Below are 18,568 nucleotides of genomic sequence, written 5' to 3' on the forward strand. Positions count from 1 at the left end.
TTATTGGCATTTTAAAAAATCAGTGGCCTGTTATTTAGGTCAGTCGATTCAGGCCAAACTTCTTCATCAGAATCTTTTGCAGCAGCCCGCTCGGTACCAGCGCAGCCAGCAGCGGCAGGGCGCGGCTGCCATTGCCGTGTCTCAACAGGCGAGGAGGGTGTTTGGCTTGTACCGCGTTGAGCACCGCCTGGGCGAATTCTGTAGCGGGTGTAGGGTTGTCTTGGGAGGCTCGGGCGCGGGCGCGAATGCCTTCACGCATGGGCCACCAGGCAGAGCCTTCGGTGATTAACTGCTCGGCTTGTTCAGTGGCATTTTTGGCGAAGTGAGTGTCGATAGCGCCGGGCTGTACTTCGAGCACGCGAATGCCCAAGGGCGCCAGTTCCATGCGCAATGCATCGCTCAGTGCGTGCACAGCGGCTTTCGAGGCGCAGTAAGCACCGGCAAACGGGGTGACCAAGACCCCCGATACGCTGCCGATATTGACCACCAGACCTTTGTTGCGACGCAGCAGGTCAAACAGGGCGCGAGTCACGCCGACCACTGAAAAAACATTCGTCTCAAATTGTTGTTGCATGCCTGCAACGCCGCCATCGAGCAAAGGGCCCATGGCGCCATACCCGGCATTGTTGATCAGCACATCCAGCCCACCGCCGTTATGGGCCAGCCGCTCGGCCAGTTGCGCCAATTGCGTCTGATCATTGACGTCCAACTGGATCGCGTTAAACCCCAAGGCTGAGAGTTGAGCTACGTCTTCGGGCTTGCGGGCGCTGGCCCACACCTCGTGGCCTGCTGCCTTGAAAGCATGGGCCATGGCACGGCCAATCCCGCTGGAGCAACCGGTGATCAAAACACGGGGCATCAAAATATCCTTAATTGGAGAAGCTGCCTTGCAGGCGCTCAGCGCGAAATTCCAGGGTTTGCGGGCGATAACCGGCACGCAGTGGCGGCATCGGCAAGCAGTCTTGCCAGGATGCGCCAGCTTGTAGCTCGCCGGGCCCACGATAGCGGGGAGCGCTGTACGGGTTATCGGCCAGGTTAACCGTGTCGCCAGGTGCATAGGCCGCGATCCGCCAACCGAGTTCGGTCAATGGCACTTTATTGCTGTTTGTCAGGGTCAGTTGCAGCGGACGGTCTGCGGGGCAGTGTGCGGGGTCATAGACGATCCGCAACTCCAGACGCGCCAACTGCTCAGCCTCGCGATTGTCCAGCCAGGCTACTGAAGCGGCCACTATCGCCAGCCCGATCACGGCTGCCAACGACACTGGAAACGCCTTGCCCGGATAGCGCAGCAACAGCACGAGCCACGCGATGATCAGTAAAACGCCGATAAACATGGACACGCCTCTACTCGGGAGTCTCATCGCGCAAGAAAACCAGCAAATCGGGCTTTGACTGTTCGGCGCTGTAGCGGTAGCCCTGTGCGTCAAACTGCTTGAGGTCTGCGGGGTTGTTGATGCGTTCCTTGATCACAAAACGGCTCATCATGCCGCGTGCTTTTTTGGCGTAGAAGCTGATGATTTTGTGTTGACCGTTTTTCATGTCCTTGAATTCAGTATTGATGATGCGCGCGTTCAGGGCTGACTTTTTTACGGCCGAAAAGTATTCGTTGGACGCCAGATTCAGCAACACGTCATCGCCTTGTTCGGCCAGGGCTTCATTCAGCCATTCGCTGATACGTGTGCCCCAGAATGCGTACAAATCCTTGCCACGGGCGTTGGCCAGTTTGGTGCCCATTTCCAGACGATACGGTTGCATCAGGTCCAGTGGGCGCAGCAAGCCGTAAAGCCCGGAGAGCATGCGCAGATGCGTTTGAGCGTAGTCGAAGTCTGCCTCGCTGAAGTCCACTGCGTTAAGGCCGGTGTACACATCGCCTTTGAACGCCAGCAGTGCCTGCTTGGCATTGTCGGGGGTGAAAGCCGGTGTCCAACTGCCGAAACGGGCGGCATTGAGGCCCGAGAGCTTATCGGACAGGTGCATCAGCTCGCCAATCTGTTGCGGGCTTAACTCGCGCAATTGTTCGATCAGCACCTGGGAGTGGTCCAGGTATTGCGGCAGTGTGAAACGCGCAGTGGCCGGCGGCGTCTCGTAGTCGAGGGTTTTAGCGGGTGAAATCACCATCAGCATGAGGTTGTCTCCTTTAAGCGTCTGGGGATTCTAGGGGGTTGAGCGGTTTGACTCCACCTATCAGCGCTATAGTGCTGCGTATCGGCAGGAGCGAGTTTGGCTCGAGAAATTTGATCTTTTTTAAAAGATCGCGAGGCAAGCTCGCTCCTCCGAGGGCCGGGTTATAGTGCCGTCAGTTATTACAAGGAGAAGGATCTGTGCGCATTGCGCTTTTTCTGGCGGCCTGGCTGGTGTGTCTGGGCGTCGTGGCGGCACCCAACGACCCGGCGACGCTGGACCGCAGCACCTGGCCTGAGCAATTGATCAGCCCGGCCCTTTTCGATGTCGCCTCGCGCGCCGAAATCCTTACGTTTGCCCATGCTTTGCTGGCCACTGAGGGGCTGGATGAATACGCCTTCAAGCAGCGCCTTGGTCTCAAGATCATCAATAGGGACGCCATCGAAGCCGTTCGTCAGCGTATGTGGCAGCGTCTGTTGCTCAACTACAACCTTGCCCAGCAAAGCTGTGATCAAGATGCCTCGTTCTGTTACTACGTCGATGACATGAGCAGCTTGCGTGAACAAGCGGGCAAGTTCGAGATCGCGGACGATTCATTCTATGTGAAATGGGCTGCGCCGAGCGCTGCGTTTCATCGTCGTTACCTGGATGAACAATTGCGTCTGGCAGCACTTTCGCCGCAAATCAGCAGTGAAATCGAGCTGCTGGGCGATCAGGAAATCAACGGCGATGACATGAAAGACCGGGTGTTTATGCTGACCTTTGACAGCGGCCCGACGGCAATCGGCTCCACCACCGATTGGCTCACCGACTACTTGCGCAAGCAGTCGATGAGCGCGACTTTTTTTGTCTTGGGTAACAGCCTGCAAGCGCGGCTCGATAAAAGCTCCGAACAGGCGGTGAAGGCCTTGTACAAGGGGCAATGTGTGGGCGTGCAGGGTTGGGAATACCGCGCACACAGCCATTGGCAAAACTGGCAGGACTCGGTGCTGCGCAGCAACGCCTTGGTCAAACAGGTATTGCCGGACAGCCACGTGCCTTTGTTCCGACCGCCCTATGGGCAGCGTCGGGCAGACAGCGGGGCATTTTTCAAGTCTCAGGGTTTGCAGGTGGCATTGTGGAACATTGATTCGCAAGACCTGGCCTCCAGCCTGAGCGCCGAGCAGTCGGCGCACCGGGTATTAAGCCTGATGCTGTTGTGGCGTCATGGGGTGATTGCTTTTCATGACACTCAGGACAAAGTTCGCAATGCAGTGCCCTGGTTATTGAGGCAGACCGCGCAGAGTGGGCTGGGGTGGGGAGATTGTGAAGTGTTGGGTGCGCAGTAACCAAAGCGCCCGCCCGATGACGGGCGGACGCTTTTAGCGTGGCGCTACAGCAGCCGCAAGGCTAGCTCGGAGCCTGCGCGCAGGTATTCAACTTGAGACACGACAGCATCTTTGACGATGGCTTCACCGGTATCGGTCAGCTTGGCTTTTTTCGCATCTATAACGGATAGCTGGAGAAGCTGCATGGCGACATCCATTGCCTTTTGAAACGCGGTGATGTTGTTGTGTTGGCCAAACTCTCGAATCACCGCCTCCATACGTTCATCGGCGTTATCGCGAAGCTGCCGGTATTCAGTGACAGAGACACTGCCATCCTTGTAAATCTCGAGCAGCATCTGTTCCAGGGTTTTGGAGATAGGGGTCATACGGCTTCCTTTGGCGTAAGCATTAAGTGGACGCAGGTGGTTTTGGCCAGTGCGTATCGAAGCTTAGTGCTGCCAAAAAGAATGCAGGGTAGGGACCGTCCTTGCTGAATGTAAGACGGCTCCGGCGTTTATGGGGATGGTTTCGAGGCGGTTATGTTGCGCCGACACCTTTGACTGGGGGGCATCAAAAGGCACGGCGTTGTGTCAGGTAACTCATGAGCCTAGTAGTAATTGGGCGTGTCACCAAGGCTATTCGTCAGACAGAAAAATAAATCAGCCAAACTGCAAAAATGCTTTTTTTTGTCACACGTTTTGGAGTATTACGAAGACAGACCGCCGAAACCTGCGACACAGGTGGCGTCTTCCAAGACCCATCGGGCAGGGCATTCATCTGACAGAAGAAGATGAGTTCGGCAGTCACTTCGAGGCGCAGCACTGTTGCGGTATTGCGTCGAATGGCTCCCACAAAGGTGACCGAGTATGGATGATCACGGACGCACTCCTTCTTCCAACCAGCCAATCCTTTATGTACTCGATACCAATGTTCTGATTCACGATCCAAACGCTTTGCTTAACTTTGAAGAGCACCACGTCACCATCCCGATGACGGTGCTGGAAGAGCTCGACAAGCTTAAAACCGGCAAGCTACTGGTGGCAGCGGAGTGCCGCCAGGCGATTCGTTTAATTGATCAGACCTTGGGCGCGGCATCGCCAGAAGACGTTGAAAAGGGTGTGCCGATCCAGCGCGGGAAAAGTGGGCCGAAGGGCTTTCTCTCAATCCTGATGAACAAGCGCAGAGAGCCTAATGCGCTGCTGCCTGAAAACCTCAACGACAACATCATCATCAATCAACTGATTGACCTGCACGCCCGGGACCCGAGCCTGCACGTGGTGCTGGTGACCAAAGACATCAACATGCGGCTCAAGGCACGAGCCTGCGGCGTTGAGTCCGAGGACTACAGCACTGACCAGTTGGTTGACGACGTGTCGATGCTGTCGCGCGGCTATCACACCATGACCGGTTCGTTCTGGGACCGCGTCAGCAAGGTCGAAACCCGGCAGGGGCATGGTCGCACCTGGCATCAGGTGCAAATGAACGAAAACCTGCCGACTGCGCACATCAACGAATTCATCATTGATGAGCAGGGATTTGTCGGCTGGGTCAAAGAGGTGCGCAAGGACCACCTGCTGATTCTCGACATGCACCAGGAGCCTTTACTGCATCAGGAAGCCTGGGGGTTAAAACCACGGGACATTTATCAAGGGCTGGCGCTGTTCGCCTTGCTCGATCCGGATATTCATTTGGTCAACCTGTCGGGTGCGGCGGGTTCGGGTAAAACCATTCTGGCGCTGGCAGCGGCCATCGAACAAACCATGGTCAGCAAGCGTTACCGGCGAATCATCTGTACCCGCAGCGTGCAAGGGCTGGACCAGGAAATCGGCTTCTTGCCCGGCACCGAAGCCGAGAAGATGGAGCCTTGGCTGGGGGCCATCACTGATAACCTCGAAGCCCTGCACATGGAGGACGAAAACACCCACGGAAGCGTTGATTACATCCTTAGCAAAGTGCCCTTGCAGTTCAAGTCGCTGAACTACATCCGGGGGCGTAGCTTCCAGCAAAGCCTGATCTTGATTGACGAGTGCCAGAACCTCACTCCGCACCAGATGAAAACCATCATCACCCGTGCGGGCGCAGGCTCTAAAGTGGTGTGCCTGGGCAACCTGGCACAAATTGATACGCCCTACCTGTCGGCCACCAGTTCGGGGCTGACCTACCTGACGGAGCGCTTCAAAGACTTCCCCAACGGCGTGCACATCGCCTTGCAAGGCGTACCTCGTTCGATCCTGGCCGAGTACGCGGAATCGCATCTCTAGCCAGACCCGGGCGGCCCTTGAGCCGCCCGGTTTTCGTATCAGCTCACTCTCTCCTACCGTTTTATGGCGTGCGCAAAAGCCTCCCGCCAATCGCCTCCAGACAGCGGATGAACGGTTGATTGCTGACCGTGATCACGGCCAGCTTGATCGGCGCGGCGTGAGGTAAGCTTGCCGGTGTTACGCGCTGTTTGAGTTGAGTGTTTGGGGTTAAGCATGCATGCAGCGCTCCCTTAGGGACAGTCGTCCACGGTTGGCTATGACAGGAGAGTCGGGGTGTTACTGCGCAATATCGATTTGAATCTGTTGGTGGTGCTCGATGCGTTGCTCACGGAAAAACACGTGACCCGCACCGGTATCCGTTTGCACTTGAGTCAGCCGGCCATTAGCCATTCGCTGAACAAACTTCGGGTGTTACTCGACGACCCGTTGCTGATTCGCCAGGGCAACGAGGTGGTGCTGAGTACGCTGGCGCAAAACCTTCAGGCGCCGCTCAAGGCCATCCTCGGTCAGGTCGAAACCTTGCTTGGCCAGTCCATCGACTTTGTACCCGCTGATTCGCAGCGCACCTTTCGCGTGGCGATGTCCGATTACGGGGGCGCTATCGTGCTGCCCAAATTAGTGGCCCAACTGCGAGAGCAGGCGCCGGATATTTCGTTGGTGGTCATCCAGGACAGTCGCCTGGGCATGATCGAGCAAATCGAGCAGGGCAAGATCGATCTGGCTGTAGGCGTGTTCCCCATGCTGCCCGCAGATGTCTCCAGCGATGTGCTGTTTGTAGAAACCTTCACGTGTCTGCTGAATCGCAACGCCCTGCCTGAAAGTGGCGTGCTGGACCTGGACATCTACTTGCAGCGCCCGCATCTGCTGGTGTCGATGGATGGCAACACCCAGGGCGAGGTCGACAATGTGTTGCGCAGCCAAGGGTTACAGCGTCGAGTAGCCGTCAATGTGCCGCACTGGGGCGCGGCGCCGGGCATGATTGGCGACACAGACCTGATCCTGACTGTGGCCACTCGCACTCTGGACAACCTGGCGTTGGGCGATTCATTGATCACACTCGCACCCCCGTTGAGCGTTGCACCGTTTAACTATGTGCAGGTCTGGCATCAACGCTTTAACGACGATCCGGCGCATCGCTGGTTGCGTGAGTTGGTCAAACAGGTCAGCGCCCCCGTATCGTCATAACTCCCATAGAGGGATCTGTCAGCCTCGCGAGGCAATTAAAAATCCGGCCAGCACCACGCTTACCCCCAACAGTTTTTGCAGGCTCGGGGTGTTTTTGGGCAACCCGAGCAGGCCGAAGTAATCAATTGCCAGTGAAATAACCAACTGGCCCACCACAACCGCCATGATGAAGTTCAGCGCGCCCAGACGCGGTACGGTGATCAGCGCCACGGTGATGTAAAACACCCCGGCCAGGCCGCCGAGCCACATCCACCAAGGGCCTGTCAGCAGCGCCGCGAGGTTGGGGCGTGGCACTTTGATGACCAGCATCACCAGCGCAATCGCCAGGCCGCTGACCAGTAATGAGATGACAGTGGCCCAAAAAGGGTGACCGAGCACCACGCCCAGTCGGGCGTTACTTCCCGCTTGCATGGGCACCGCGACACCGGCTAACAGACTCAAGGCAATAGCAATAAAAAGTGGCATGAGAACAGTCTCCTAAGTTGCTGACGTTGTACGTCTAATGCGGGTGTGCGGCCAATTCGATGTTCTGATGCGCGGTATTCGCGGTGTCGATGACCTTCGCGCTCTTGGGCAAAATCGAGCCTCGGGCTTACACTGGCGGCTCTTGTCTGGAGAACTCCCTGTGCTGACTCATTTAGATTCCCAAGGCCGCGCCAACATGGTCGATGTCACCGATAAAGCGGTCACATCCCGTGAGGCGGTGGCGCAAGCCGTAGTGCGCATGCGCGCAGAAACCCTGGACATGATCGTCAATGGCGGCCACCCCAAGGGCGACGTGTTCGCCGTGGCGCGGATCGCCGGGATTCAGGCCGCAAAAAAAACCTCGGACTTAATCCCGCTGTGCCATCCGCTGATGCTCACCAGCGTCAAACTGGAACTCAGCGCCCAAGGCAGCGACGCGGTCTTGATCGTCGCGCGCTGCAAACTGTCCGGCCAGACCGGGGTCGAGATGGAAGCCCTGACCGCTGCCAGCGTTGCGGCCCTGACCCTTTACGACATGTGCAAGGCGGTCGACCGCGGCATGACCATCGAAAGCGTGCGTGTGCTGGAAAAACTCGGGGGCAAGAGCGGGCACTTTCAGGCAGATGCGTCATGACGCTCACCGTGCACTTTTACGCTCGCTATCGCGAAACGCTGGGGCTCGACAGCGAAAAGATAGAAGGGGTGTTCAGCTCCGTCGATCAACTGCGTGTGCATTTGCTGCAACGCGGTGGTGACTGGAGCGTGCTGGCCGAACTCAACCTGATGTGCGCGCGCAATCAAGAACTGTGCAAACTCAACGAGCCGCTGAGTGACGGCGACGAGGTGGCGTTTTTCCCACCGGTGACCGGAGGCTGAACCATGGCGATTCGGGTGCAAGCGGCAGCCTTTGATCCAGGCGCTGAAGTCAATGCGCTGCACGCGGCCAATTTGGGCGTGGGCGCGGTGGTGAGTTTTGTGGGTTACGTGCGCGACTTTAATGACGGTCGCGAAGTGGCGGGCATGTTTCTGGAGCACGCTGCGGGCATGACCGAAAAAGCCTTGGCAAAAATCGGGGTCGAAGCGCAGCAGCGCTGGCCATTACTGAACCTTGAAGTGCTGCACCGGGTCGGTGCGCTGGAGCCGGGCGAACCGATCGTGTTTGTCGGCGTGGCCAGCGCCCATCGTCAGGCGGCATTCGACGCCTGTGCCTTTGTGATGGACTACTTGAAAACCCGCGCCCCGTTCTGGAAGAAAGAACAGACCGCAGACGGCCCGCGTTGGGTGGAAGGGCGGGCCAGTGACGAGGCGGCCGCGGATCGTTGGGTGTGACTAATGTGTGCTGCACACAAAACCCGTAGTCGCTGTCCAGGCACGAGGCTGCGATGGGGGGGCGCAGCGACCCTGCTTTTAAACGACAAAGCACAAACCGATACATTTCCCTGATCTCTTTCAGAAGCCTCCTACAGCGTCGATTCCTGTTCATCCGTTAGCGTTCCTTCCTTTACTTCAGGGAGGATTCACGGATGTCCACATTGGCCCGTCACAACCACTTTAGCCTCTCCATCAACGGTGCCAATCAAGACCTTCGGGTGCTGGCGTTTACCGGCAATGAAGCCATCAGCAGGCCCTTTACCTTTGACCTTGAACTGGTCAGCAAGCGCTCTGATCTCGACCTGGAAGCGCTGCTGCACCAGCCCGCTTTCCTGGCATTCGATACGCAGGGCAATGGCGTCCACGGGCAGATCTCCAGCATTGGCCTCAGCAGCCCCGGCGCGCGTCTGACTCATTACCGTCTGACGCTGGAGCCGCAGTTGGCCTATTTGGCCCATCGCACCAACCACCGCATTTTCCAGCGCCTGACGGTGCAACAAATCATCGAAGAAATACTGCAAGAGCACGGCATCCTCAGCAATGCCTACACCTTCAACTCGTTCTCGTCTTACACGCCACGCGAATATTGCGTGCAGTACGGCGAGTCTGATTTGCGCTTTATCCAGCGCCTGTGTTTTGAAGAGGGTTTCCACTACTACTTTCGGCATTCGCCTGACGGCCACCACTTGGTGTTCGGCGATAAGCAGCAAGCGTTTACCTCGCTCAAGCGCCCGACACCCTACGTGCAAGGTGCAGGCATGGTGGCCGGAGAGCCGTCGATCAACCGCTTTGAACTGCGTCTGCAAGCGCGGACCAATCGCACGGCTCGCCGCGATTATGACTTTCAAAAAGCCAGCCGCACGCTGGAAGCCGAGAGCCGCTCAGACCTCAATGAGCGCGCACTCGAAAGCTACACCTACCCCGGCCTCTTTACCGAAACCGCTCATGGTCAGCAGCAAAGCCAGCGCGCGCTGGAGCACCACCAAGCCGGCTACCGCCAGGCCAAGGGTTACAGCGATCAGCCGACCCTGAGCAGTGGGCACTTTTTGCCAATGACCGAGCATGCCAACGCGGCATTCAACACGGGCTGGTTACTGACAGAAGTCACCCACGAAGGCAAACAGCCCCAAGTGCTCGAAGAGCAGGGCCAGAGCGCGCAAACGCCCGATGGAGGTGGTTTTAGCCAAGGCTATCGCAACACTTTTCATGCAATTCCTGAAGACGTGACCTACCGCCCGCAAGAGGTCTTCGCCAAACCGCGCGTCCTCGGCAGCCAAACTGCCCGCGTCACCGGGCCCGCAGGTGAAGAAATCCATTGCGATGAGTACGGCCGGGTCCGGGTTAAATTTCATTGGGACCGCAGCGCCTTTAATGACGACCAGAGCAGTTGCTGGCTACGCGTTTCATCGAGTTGGGCGGGCGACAGCCATGGAGGCGTGACCATCCCCCGTGTGGGCATGGAAGTGCTGGTGGCCTACCTCAATGGCGACCCGGACCAACCCGTCATCTGCGGTTGCCTGGCCAACAGCCTTAACCCGACCCCCCTCAAACTGCCGGCCAACAAAACCCAGAGCGTATTGCGCAGCCGCAGCACGCCCGGCGCCAGCGGCTACAACGAACTGCGCATCGAAGACCGCAAAGGCCAGGAGCAGATCTACCTCCACGCCCAGCGCGACCTGGCGCAACACATCAAAAACGACAGCCGCTTGCAAGTCGATGGCAAACGCGAAGAAACCATCACCGGTAACAGCGTCTCAGTGCTCAAAGCTCAAGAACAACGCACCGTCAGCCTGGACCGCAAAGTCCAACTCAACGCCAACGACCACCTGGCCGTGGCCGTCAGCAGCCACACCCTGGTTGGCGGCGCGCTAATAGCCGAAGCGGGAATGCAAGTCCACCTCAAAGCGGGCGCGCGGGTGGTGGTGCAAGCCGGGGCCAACATCACCCTGATGGCGGGCGGGCAACACCTGCTCATTGGCGCGGCCGGGATCTACGCCAGTTGCCCGATCCTGCTCGGCGGCGTGCCGTTGCCGGGGATGCCAGCGGTGCCGTTGTTGCCGGGGGAAGTGGCGTCAATGCAGAGCTTACCGATGCAGCCTTCAACCCAAATGCTGGCTTTGATCGAGGGCAAGCCCTCGTGCCCGCAGTGCGAAGCGCTCGTACAAACAGGCCATCAGGAAGGTGCACATGCTGACGTTTGAAACGCTGCCCAATGACCTGCCCTGGCAGCGTCAGGCTTATTTACTGCTCGACGGTGTGAGCGTGAAAAATCTGCTGGCTCAAGCCTATGAGTGGTTTGGCACGCCCGATCTACAACTGCTCTATGCCAACACACCGCTGGCATCTTGCAGCGAAGTATCGCCTTGCCTGATCACGCTTAATGGGCGCAATACCCCAGGCCTTAGCCATTACTTCGCCCATGCCGCTAAGGAATGGGGCTATTTGATTTTCAGTGAGGCGAGTTCTTTCGAGGTCATGGCTCACTTGCGCGCGTTACTCAACGCGCAATACCAGCCACAAGGGCAGAAAGTATGGTTGCGAGTGGCCGACCCCGCAGTGATGCATGCCGTTTTGAGCCATGCCAGGGGCACGCAAAAGCCTGAGGTATTTGGCCCAATGGACCACGTGGTACTGCCCGATGTGATCAACAACATCTGGCAACACCACACCCGCCCTAGCGACGTGCTGCATCCATTGCCCAACCAGCCGTATGCCGTGTGCGAAGCACAGCAAGTCATGCTCGACGCAGTGAGTTTTCGCAGCACCCTCAAGGTGCTGGAAAGTCATGTGCGAGAGAAATTCCCAGTTTATGGAGCGCAATGCTCAATCGAGGCCCGCTGGCAGTGGATGCGAGAGCGCGCCGATAAGGCTTACGCCTGCGGTTTCACCAGCAATCAGGACATTTGTCTCTACACCAATGTGTTCCTGTTATTAGGCGACGACGTGCTGCTGCAGCACGCCGACATCGCCGCCTTGATCAATCAGCCCTCAACGCTCACGCCTTCACAGCGCATCGAAAAAGCTGCCGAACTGGCGTACTCGCGCAGTGCCGGGTTCAAGGGGAATCGAGTATGAGCAATCCAAACCACATTGATCTGAGCCGTAGCGACGCCAAGTCAGCCTTGGGCGTTTGTCCGCTACGCAAAACCAAGGTGCAACTGCTACCGCTGCGTTATGGGTTGGTCGAACGGCTTGATCCATCGGCCGCGTTCGCCATGCCTTATCAACCCACCTCGCGCCCACTGGGCATTCGTCAGCTGCGGGACGGCTGGTTGTATGTGATCGACAACACCAGTGGCTATTTGCATGAATACCGCGTCCAGAACGGCGAAGTTTCTCAGTATGTATGGGAGGGCAACGAGGCCAGTCAGGATCAGCGTCAAGGCATGGGCACACAAAAGGCCTTGCTGTTCTCGCGTTTGACTACCTTGCACATTGCCTACAGCGAAGTGCAATGGACGGCTGTCAAATGCTCACAAATGCTGGGCAGCCGCGCTGAACGTGATCACTTTATGCAAGTCGTCGACCTGAGCAAGGCTGATTGCATCAAAGGCGCAGCGCATCTGCTCACCGAAGCTCAAGCCAAACAGTGGTTGGCCGAAGTCGCCGAGCCCTCTACAAGCGAAGTATCAATCGAGGGCATGCACCCGCAAGAAAGCCAGGACTACGCGTGGGAAGACCAGCCGCAGTTCCAAAAGACCCACATGGCGGCGGTAAAACGCCAAATGCTGGCCGCCTATGAACACGACCATTTGTATCTGGTGTTTAACGACACGTTAGGTGTGATGCGCGATCTAGCCCAGGAACAAGACACGGTCGTGGGCTGGATCGATGAGTGGGTCGCCAAGGAAAAGCAGGAACTCAAATACCTGGTGGGCAGCTACATCGAAACCCTGATGGTGCTTAACGACCAAAGTGCGCCGAGTGCGGGGGTTAGCCCCAAGCTGTTTGAAAAAACCACAGAGCAGCAGCGTGAGGCAATCTACGACTACTTGAATGCGCGTAATACGCTTAAAGGCATGCCAAGCAGTGCTAGTCCGGAAAAAGCCTCCTACCCAGGTCAAGGCTTCGACGCCAAGAACCGGTTTGCCCGACAGTCGATGAACGATAAAAAGCAAGCGATGCACCAAGCGCTCGGCGAGCCGCTGTATGACGAATTGGAAGACGACATCGAAGTTTTGCAAGACCAAGGTGATGCAGCCCTGCAAGGCCGAGGCTTAGGTTCGCGCGGTATTCATGATTTGGTGCGGCATCAGGAAATGACCGCCTACCTAGAAGCTGAGCGCGTGCATATCAAACGCTGGACTGCGCGTTTGGATCGCATCACAACGGATCGCACACAGTTGTTTACCACAGGCGAACTCCATCGCAGCCTGTGGTACTTCGATCCCCAGCGTGAAGACCAACTTCAGGCCGCACTGGTCGCTGAACACAACTGCGTACGCGACCTGTGTCGCACCGATGAAAGTCTGGAAGCAGTGGGTGAGTACTTTCACGCGCACCCGTATTACATCTTGCCGGCGTTTGGCAGTCGGCTGGACTGGACGTTTATCAATAGCAAAGCACCTGATGTCATCAAGTGGCTGGATGAAAGGCACAGCGCGCAGGAAAATATTGCCACTGCGCAAGGGCGCTTGATCGAGGTGCAAAAACTGCTGGGGCGGCATTGGGCAAACAGCCTTGCGCTGAGCCCACAGGGGATGATTAACAGTCAATTGGTGCAAGCCGCTTACTCCCCAGCGGCAGCCCTGCGCACAGAGCAATGGCTGGTAAAACTGCAAGCGTCTCTCAATAACCCCACTCTCAAAAATCAGTTGAATGAACTCAACACCTACAGCAATCGGGCGCATCGTTTGGCGGGGTTGATTGCGCTCGAGCAGGAAGGTGCACTCTTGCGAGTGGCCAGTGCACAGGACATACAGCGATTCAGCACCCGCATCGCGAATCTGAATGTGCTGCTGAAGAACGAAGACACTTACAAGCACAACGCCAAAGTGTCACTTAAGGATAGTAAGCGCCGCATGCTCAGTGACGAGCAGCGGCAGATGGCCAGGTATGACGCTGATCGCTTTCACCAGTTGCAGATGAATACCCAAAAAGAGCGTTGGGAATTGGTCAAGAAGATTCAAAGCAGTATCACAGTTACGAATAGTGAGTCGGCTGGGTTTATTGGGGTAGAACTTAAGCTTGATCCGCAGCAACACGCTTATTTGAATGAAGAGATAGACCGTTTACGTTCTGGCGTTAGGGGTGGATATGGAGAGGGGCGTGCGGGTTTTACCGCATTTAAGGGAGGGTTGCTGCCGTTAGCGTTAATGTTGTGGCAGGCGCAGACTTTGGGGGAGGCTTGGAGGGAGTGGGACCGACTTACGGCAGAAGGTACAGTTGGATTTAAAGAACGAGTTATTTTTTTTGGTGCTATAGGAGGTGCTGCTTCGTCTGTATTATCTGTTTATCAGAGCGTGCATATTTCTCTCGTGGATAAAGCTTTTAAGGTTGTTCAACTGAGTAGTGAGAATGCCAATGGAATGCTGCTGGCTGTAAAACTTGGGAAATTAGGGCTGGGGCTTGGGGTGCTTATTGCTCCTTTGGCTTTTGTCGGGGCGGTAGGTACGTCGTTAAGTAATATCAATAAGTGGGTGACAGCCATCCGTACTGGGAATACGGGAGAAAAGGCTGGTGCATTTATAGCTCTGGCGGGTGATACAAGTAATACCGCAGTCGTAGGCGTGGCTTGGATTAATATGGTTGCGGAGTTGCGTTTTGTTTTTGAGTCACTTGATAAAGGTGCGCGGGCGTTAAATACAGCCTGGGCTGTGCGGGGGGCTCGTTTTTTGAGTTACTCCGCAATGCTGACACCGTGGGGCTTGGGTTTTATGGCCTTGAGCCTAGGTGGGGAGGCCATTTATAACTACTACAAACTTGAAGGTCATCAGCGTTGGTTAATTAATTGTTGCTGGGGGAATGATGAGCAAGGATGGGATTGGCCGCTACATGCTCAATATTTGGCAGAGGCAACGCTGCGTCCTGTAATCACTGATGAAGGCATCACTCAACCTTCTGATAGTTTGGATAGGTTCCGGTCTTTTGTGTTGAGTGTTCCAGGTATGAATATGCAGCGTTTGGCTGAACATCCGATTAGATTTACAGCACAGCTTAAGCGTGATAGCGCCGCCGCTATTATCGATGTTGGCGAGAAGTTACTTAATAGCTTGCGTCTTGTTGGGAGTACCCCTCTTACCTTGCAGCTAGATTTACCCTATGACTGGTGTGGTACACAGGCATTAATGTTGATGCGTATCTCGGTACAGCCCGAGCTGGCAGTTCGCCCACTTAAATCTGAGGAGTTGTTTCTGCACTACCGTATTCCTTTGGATGTGGGAAGTATTAATTTACCGATCAAAGGTGTGGAGGGTGTTGCACATATTGGCAGTATGGATGGGTATGAGTTGAGGTCGGAAAATTTAAATGAATGATCTCAAGTACAACCGATTACCTCATGCTGGAGATTTTGAGATAGAAAGTGGCACGGAGGCATTCTATTTTTCACCCCGACCTTTACCGACTGGGGTTGCCGCGTTTAGTGGACAACGTATGCATCGTGAGGTAAATGATGTGTTCTTGGATTTTGCCCATGGTGTTAGCGGTTTGGAATTCGCTGTACGAGCCTCGGTAGGGTCTATTGTGTTCATGGCTATTTTCTTTGCCTTACTTAATTTATTTGCGGCAGGTACATCTTTTTATTATGGTTGGCCATTTTGGAGTAACTTTTTTGAGAATATGCAGAACCCCATTTTGTGGGGTTTTACTGCCGTGCACATACTTATTGCTGGAATACCCCTATATAAAAGCATCCATCAAATAACTTCCGTCCCTCCCGTACGTTTTAACCGCCAACGCCGCGAAGTGGCCTATGTTCGCAAAAAAGGTGAGCCTGCGTTAATAGTCCCTTGGGAGGAAGTCATTGCTTGTGTCACGGCTGGCACTGTAATTAACCCATACGCCGTTATGAACAACTATTCGCTGATGATAGGGCTGCGCGACAATCGCAGTGGTGACGTTGTGTGGTTGACCCTCAACGTGGGCCATTTAAGTTTGGCGGTCAGCGAGTGGGAGGCGTTGCGGGTGTATATGGAGGAAGGGCCACTGGCCTTGCCAACCCCTTTATTGATCGACGAAGAGTTTCAGGAAGGCACCGTGGCGTACTTTCATATGTGCCGGGGTGTCTACCGGGAAATGCATTCCTGGCCGGTGTATGCGTTTGGCTTTTTAACCATTCAGTTTTGCAGCGGCTGGACCTTGCCCTGCCGGTTTTCTGAATGGGTTTATACCCGCCCGAAAGCCGCTTTTCCAGACGCTATCCGTGAATGGTCAAAACCCTTGCCCGCTGAACAGCACGCCAAACCCAGTGCCGAACTGCTGCAACAAAGCGCTGAACTGCGTCAGGCTTTGAGTAAAGGTCAAAGTTTGTTTGATTATTACAAGGTCAAATTTTCTGAGCCTGAATCCTCAGATGATCAAGCGGATGATTTAAATGAATGATCCCAAGTACAACCGCTTACCTCATGCCGGCGATGTTGAGATTGAAAACGGCACAGAGGCATTTTATCTTGCCCCCAGACCTTTACCTACAGGAACGTTCGCTTTTAGCGGGCAACAGATGCATCGGGAGGTTAATGATGTTTTTTTGGATTTTGCACATGGTGTTAGCGGCTTAGAATTTGCGGTTAGGGCATCTGTTGGATCTGTATTGGGAATGATTATTTTTTTTCTATTGGTAGGGTTTGGCTTAGGGGTTCATGATTATATTGAACATGGCTCGCCAGTTTTTGAGATTTTACTGACTCTTGTGATTCCTAATTATTATTTGTGGGTTTTTACTGTCGTGCACATACTTGTTGCAGGAATACCCCTATATAAAAGCATCCATCAAATAACTTCCGTCCCTCCCGTACGTTTTAACCGCCAGCGCCGCGAAGTGGCCTATGTTCGCAAAAAAGGTGAACCTGCGTTAATAGTCCCTTGGGAGGAAGTCATTGCTTGTGTCACGGCAGGCACTGTAGTTAACCCATACGCCGTTATGAACAGCTATTCGCTGATGATAGGGCTGCGCGACAGTCGCAGTGGTGACGTTGTGTGGTTGACCCTTAACGTGGGCCATTTAAGTTTGGCGGTCAGCGAGTGGGAGGCGTTGCGGGTGTATATGGAGGAAGGGCCACTGGCCTTGCCAACCCCATTATTGATCGACGAAGAGTTTCAGGAAGGCACTGTGGCGTACTTTCATATGTGCCGGGGTGTCTACCGGGAAATGCATTCCTGGCCGGTGTATGCGTTTGGCTTTTTAACCATTCAGTTTTGCAGCGGCTGGACCTTGCCCTGCCGGTTTTCGGAATGGGTTTATACCCGCCCGAAAGCCGCTTTTCCAGACGCTATCCGTGAATGGTCAAAACCCTTGCCCGCCGAGCAGCACGCCAAACCCAGTGCCGAACTGCTGCAACAAAGCGCTGAACTGCGTCAGGCTTTGAGTAAAGGTCAAAGTTTGTTTGATTATTACAAGGTCAAATTTTCTGAGCCTGAATCCTCAGATGATCAAGCGGATGATTTAAATGAATGATCCCAAGTACAACCGCTTACCTCATGCCGGCGATGTTGAGATTGAAAACGGCACAGAGGCTTTTTATCTTTCACCTAAACCGTTACCGACGGGGGTAGCCGCTTTTACAGGTCAGCGAATGCATCGTGAGGTAAATGATGTGTTCTTGGATTTTGCTCATGGTGTCAGCGGTTTGGAGTTTGCTGTAAGGGCGTCTATTGGATCGAATGCGTTCTTAATAATTCTCTTTTTTCTGGTCTCAGGAGTCGCTGCGTGGGGACGCCGTCATAAAGAATATTTTCTTGAGGGATGGTGGGTTTTTTTTACTACATGGCCAATCTGGATGGTTATTGGTTGTTTCATATTAATAAGTTTGTATTTTTTATACCAAGGCATCCATCAAATAACTTCCATCCCTCCCGTACGTTTTAACCGCCAACGTCGCGAAGTGGCCTATGTTCGCAAAAAAGGTGAACCTGCATTAATAGTTCCTTGGGAGGAAGTCATTGCTTGTGTCACGGCAGGCACTGTAGTTAATCAATACGCTGTTATGAACAACTATTCGCTGATGATAGGGCTGCGCGACAGTCGCAGTGGTGACGTTGTGTGGTTGACCCTCAACGTGGGCCACTTAAGTTTGGCGGTCAGCGAGTGGGAGGCGTTGCGGGTGTATATGGAGGAAGGGCCGCTGGCCTTGCCAACCCCTTTATTGATCGACGAAGAGTTTCAGGAAGGCACCGTGGCGTACTTTCATATGTGCCGGGGTGTCTACCGGGAAATGCATTCCTGGCCGGTGTATGCGTTTGGCTTTTTAACCATTCAGTTTTGCAGCGGCTGGACCTTGCCCTGCCGGTTTTCGGAATGGGTTTATACCCGCCCGAAAGCCGCTTTTCCAGACGCTATCCGTGAATGGTCAAAACCCTTGCCCGCCGAGCAGCACGCCAAACCCAGTGCCGAACTGCTGCAACAAAGCGCTGAACTGCGTCAGGCTTTGAGTAAAGGTCAAAGTTTGTTTGATTATTACAAGGTCAAATTTTCTGAGCCAGAAATCGCCGCGGGCACTGAGTCTCCTTAGTGCTGCCCGCCTACCTAAATAAAATGTAAGTATTTAATAAATAAGAGGTCGTTATGGATGAAAGTTCGTCGGAGTTGATTGAGGGCGCTTGCAAATTTATAGATTTTACTTGTGGGTGCTGCGGGCTTATTTGGTCATCCACGTTTATAGAGGTTTATAAGGTATTGGATGGTGAGTATTTGTCGTGTGC

General features: G+C 54.9%; 17 protein-coding genes. 12 read left to right on the forward strand and 5 right to left on the reverse strand.

Annotation, left to right across the window (positions count from 1 at the left end; genetic code table 11):
- Nucleotides 1-34: 34 nt before the first annotated feature.
- From ACIQYF_RS09245 to yaaA, 3 genes are read right to left on the reverse strand one after another with little or no spacing between them, the layout of a single operon-like run.
- The gene (locus tag ACIQYF_RS09245) at nucleotides 35-859 is read right to left on the reverse strand and encodes an SDR family oxidoreductase (RefSeq protein WP_402859861.1); all 825 of its coding nucleotides are present in this window, start codon (nucleotides 857-859) and stop codon (nucleotides 35-37) included.
- Nucleotides 860-869: 10 nt separating this feature from the next.
- The gene (locus ACIQYF_RS09250) at nucleotides 870-1,334 is read right to left on the reverse strand and encodes a multidrug transporter (protein WP_402859864.1); all 465 of its coding nucleotides are present in this window, start codon (nucleotides 1,332-1,334) and stop codon (nucleotides 870-872) included.
- A 10-nt stretch (nucleotides 1,335-1,344) separates the two neighbouring features.
- Nucleotides 1,345-2,124 carry a peroxide stress protein YaaA gene (gene yaaA, locus ACIQYF_RS09255; RefSeq protein WP_402859867.1) on the reverse strand — a complete coding sequence of 260 codons (780 nt, stop codon included), beginning with the start codon at nucleotides 2,122-2,124 and terminating at the stop codon, nucleotides 1,345-1,347.
- A 197-nt stretch (nucleotides 2,125-2,321) separates the two neighbouring features.
- Between yaaA and ACIQYF_RS09260 the strand changes: the two genes are divergently transcribed.
- Nucleotides 2,322-3,449, forward strand: a complete 1,128-nt coding sequence (locus ACIQYF_RS09260) for a polysaccharide deacetylase family protein (protein WP_402859870.1) — start codon at nucleotides 2,322-2,324, stop codon at nucleotides 3,447-3,449.
- A 44-nt stretch (nucleotides 3,450-3,493) separates the two neighbouring features.
- On the opposite strand, the gene ACIQYF_RS09265 is transcribed toward ACIQYF_RS09260, so the two are convergent.
- A complete protein-coding gene (locus ACIQYF_RS09265; protein ID WP_402859873.1) occupies nucleotides 3,494-3,814 on the reverse strand; it encodes a hypothetical protein in 321 nt (106 codons plus the stop codon).
- Between the two features lie 480 nt (nucleotides 3,815-4,294).
- Between ACIQYF_RS09265 and ACIQYF_RS09270 the strand changes: the two genes are divergently transcribed.
- A complete protein-coding gene (locus tag ACIQYF_RS09270) occupies nucleotides 4,295-5,689 on the forward strand; it encodes a PhoH family protein (RefSeq protein WP_402859876.1) in 1,395 nt (464 codons plus the stop codon).
- 273 nt (nucleotides 5,690-5,962) lie between these two features.
- The gene (locus tag ACIQYF_RS09275) at nucleotides 5,963-6,874 is read left to right on the forward strand and encodes a LysR family transcriptional regulator (RefSeq protein ID WP_402859879.1); all 912 of its coding nucleotides are present in this window, start codon (nucleotides 5,963-5,965) and stop codon (nucleotides 6,872-6,874) included.
- An 18-nt stretch (nucleotides 6,875-6,892) separates the two neighbouring features.
- Here ACIQYF_RS09275 and ACIQYF_RS09280 read toward each other — a convergent pair whose 3' ends face one another.
- Nucleotides 6,893-7,339, reverse strand: a complete 447-nt coding sequence (locus ACIQYF_RS09280; protein ID WP_402859882.1) for a DMT family transporter — start codon at nucleotides 7,337-7,339, stop codon at nucleotides 6,893-6,895.
- Between the two features lie 160 nt (nucleotides 7,340-7,499).
- On the opposite strand from ACIQYF_RS09280, the gene moaC reads away from it, so the two are divergent.
- From moaC to ACIQYF_RS09325, 9 genes are all read left to right on the forward strand, one after another.
- Entirely contained in the window at nucleotides 7,500-7,973 is a 474-nt protein-coding gene (gene moaC / locus ACIQYF_RS09285) for a cyclic pyranopterin monophosphate synthase MoaC (RefSeq protein ID WP_402859885.1), read from the forward strand.
- Nucleotides 7,970-8,215 carry a MoaD/ThiS family protein gene (locus tag ACIQYF_RS09290; RefSeq protein WP_402859888.1) on the forward strand — a complete coding sequence of 82 codons (246 nt, stop codon included), beginning with the start codon at nucleotides 7,970-7,972 and terminating at the stop codon, nucleotides 8,213-8,215. The genes moaC and ACIQYF_RS09290 overlap by 4 nt, the downstream gene beginning before the upstream one ends.
- Nucleotides 8,216-8,218: 3 nt before the next feature.
- Nucleotides 8,219-8,668: a molybdopterin synthase catalytic subunit MoaE gene (gene moaE, locus ACIQYF_RS09295; protein WP_402859891.1), complete on the forward strand. Its 450-nt coding sequence runs from the start codon at nucleotides 8,219-8,221 to the stop codon at nucleotides 8,666-8,668.
- A gap of 194 nt (nucleotides 8,669-8,862) precedes the next feature.
- The gene (locus tag ACIQYF_RS09300) at nucleotides 8,863-10,911 is read left to right on the forward strand and encodes a type VI secretion system tip protein VgrG (protein ID WP_402859894.1); all 2,049 of its coding nucleotides are present in this window, start codon (nucleotides 8,863-8,865) and stop codon (nucleotides 10,909-10,911) included.
- Nucleotides 10,898-11,785 carry a DUF4123 domain-containing protein gene (locus ACIQYF_RS09305; RefSeq protein ID WP_402859897.1) on the forward strand — a complete coding sequence of 296 codons (888 nt, stop codon included), beginning with the start codon at nucleotides 10,898-10,900 and terminating at the stop codon, nucleotides 11,783-11,785. Before ACIQYF_RS09300 ends, ACIQYF_RS09305 begins: the two co-directional genes overlap by 14 nt.
- On the forward strand, nucleotides 11,782-15,186 hold the full coding sequence (locus tag ACIQYF_RS09310) for a toxin VasX (RefSeq protein ID WP_402859900.1): 3,405 nt from the start codon (nucleotides 11,782-11,784) through the stop codon (nucleotides 15,184-15,186). Before ACIQYF_RS09305 ends, ACIQYF_RS09310 begins: the two co-directional genes overlap by 4 nt.
- The gene (locus ACIQYF_RS09315; protein WP_402859903.1) at nucleotides 15,179-16,252 is read left to right on the forward strand and encodes a DUF6708 domain-containing protein; all 1,074 of its coding nucleotides are present in this window, start codon (nucleotides 15,179-15,181) and stop codon (nucleotides 16,250-16,252) included. The genes ACIQYF_RS09310 and ACIQYF_RS09315 overlap by 8 nt, the downstream gene beginning before the upstream one ends.
- Nucleotides 16,245-17,324, forward strand: a complete 1,080-nt coding sequence (locus tag ACIQYF_RS09320; protein ID WP_402859906.1) for a DUF6708 domain-containing protein — start codon at nucleotides 16,245-16,247, stop codon at nucleotides 17,322-17,324. The genes ACIQYF_RS09315 and ACIQYF_RS09320 overlap by 8 nt, the downstream gene beginning before the upstream one ends.
- Nucleotides 17,317-18,378 (forward strand): DUF6708 domain-containing protein, encoded by a 1,062-nt coding sequence (locus ACIQYF_RS09325; RefSeq protein ID WP_402859909.1) that lies wholly within the window; start codon nucleotides 17,317-17,319, stop codon nucleotides 18,376-18,378. The genes ACIQYF_RS09320 and ACIQYF_RS09325 overlap by 8 nt, the downstream gene beginning before the upstream one ends.
- Nucleotides 18,379-18,568: the final 190 nt, after the last annotated feature.

It is taken from the genome of Pseudomonas sp. NPDC096917, assembly GCF_044762555.1.
Taxonomy (GTDB): Bacteria; Pseudomonadota; Gammaproteobacteria; order Pseudomonadales; family Pseudomonadaceae; genus Aquipseudomonas.

Excerpts from the sequence above, each read along its gene's own strand:
- ACIQYF_RS09245 (WP_402859861.1), bottom strand. The coding sequence starts at position 859 with ATGCCCCGTGTTTTGATCACCGGTTGCTCCAGCGGGATTGGCCGTGCC.
- ACIQYF_RS09250 (WP_402859864.1), bottom strand. The coding sequence starts at position 1,334 with ATGTTTATCGGCGTTTTACTGATCATCGCGTGGCTCGTGCTGTTGCTG.
- yaaA (WP_402859867.1), bottom strand. The coding sequence starts at position 2,124 with ATGCTGATGGTGATTTCACCCGCTAAAACCCTCGACTACGAGACGCCG.
- ACIQYF_RS09265 (WP_402859873.1), bottom strand. The coding sequence starts at position 3,814 with ATGACCCCTATCTCCAAAACCCTGGAACAGATGCTGCTCGAGATTTAC.
- ACIQYF_RS09270 (WP_402859876.1), top strand. The coding sequence starts at position 4,295 with ATGGATGATCACGGACGCACTCCTTCTTCCAACCAGCCAATCCTTTAT.
- ACIQYF_RS09280 (WP_402859882.1), bottom strand. The coding sequence starts at position 7,339 with ATGCCACTTTTTATTGCTATTGCCTTGAGTCTGTTAGCCGGTGTCGCG.
- ACIQYF_RS09290 (WP_402859888.1), top strand. The coding sequence starts at position 7,970 with ATGACGCTCACCGTGCACTTTTACGCTCGCTATCGCGAAACGCTGGGG.
- moaE (WP_402859891.1), top strand. The coding sequence starts at position 8,219 with ATGGCGATTCGGGTGCAAGCGGCAGCCTTTGATCCAGGCGCTGAAGTC.
- ACIQYF_RS09300 (WP_402859894.1), top strand. The coding sequence starts at position 8,863 with ATGTCCACATTGGCCCGTCACAACCACTTTAGCCTCTCCATCAACGGT.
- ACIQYF_RS09305 (WP_402859897.1), top strand. The coding sequence starts at position 10,898 with ATGCTGACGTTTGAAACGCTGCCCAATGACCTGCCCTGGCAGCGTCAG.
- ACIQYF_RS09310 (WP_402859900.1), top strand. The coding sequence starts at position 11,782 with ATGAGCAATCCAAACCACATTGATCTGAGCCGTAGCGACGCCAAGTCA.
- ACIQYF_RS09315 (WP_402859903.1), top strand. The coding sequence starts at position 15,179 with ATGAATGATCTCAAGTACAACCGATTACCTCATGCTGGAGATTTTGAG.
- ACIQYF_RS09320 (WP_402859906.1), top strand. The coding sequence starts at position 16,245 with ATGAATGATCCCAAGTACAACCGCTTACCTCATGCCGGCGATGTTGAG.
- ACIQYF_RS09325 (WP_402859909.1), top strand. The coding sequence starts at position 17,317 with ATGAATGATCCCAAGTACAACCGCTTACCTCATGCCGGCGATGTTGAG.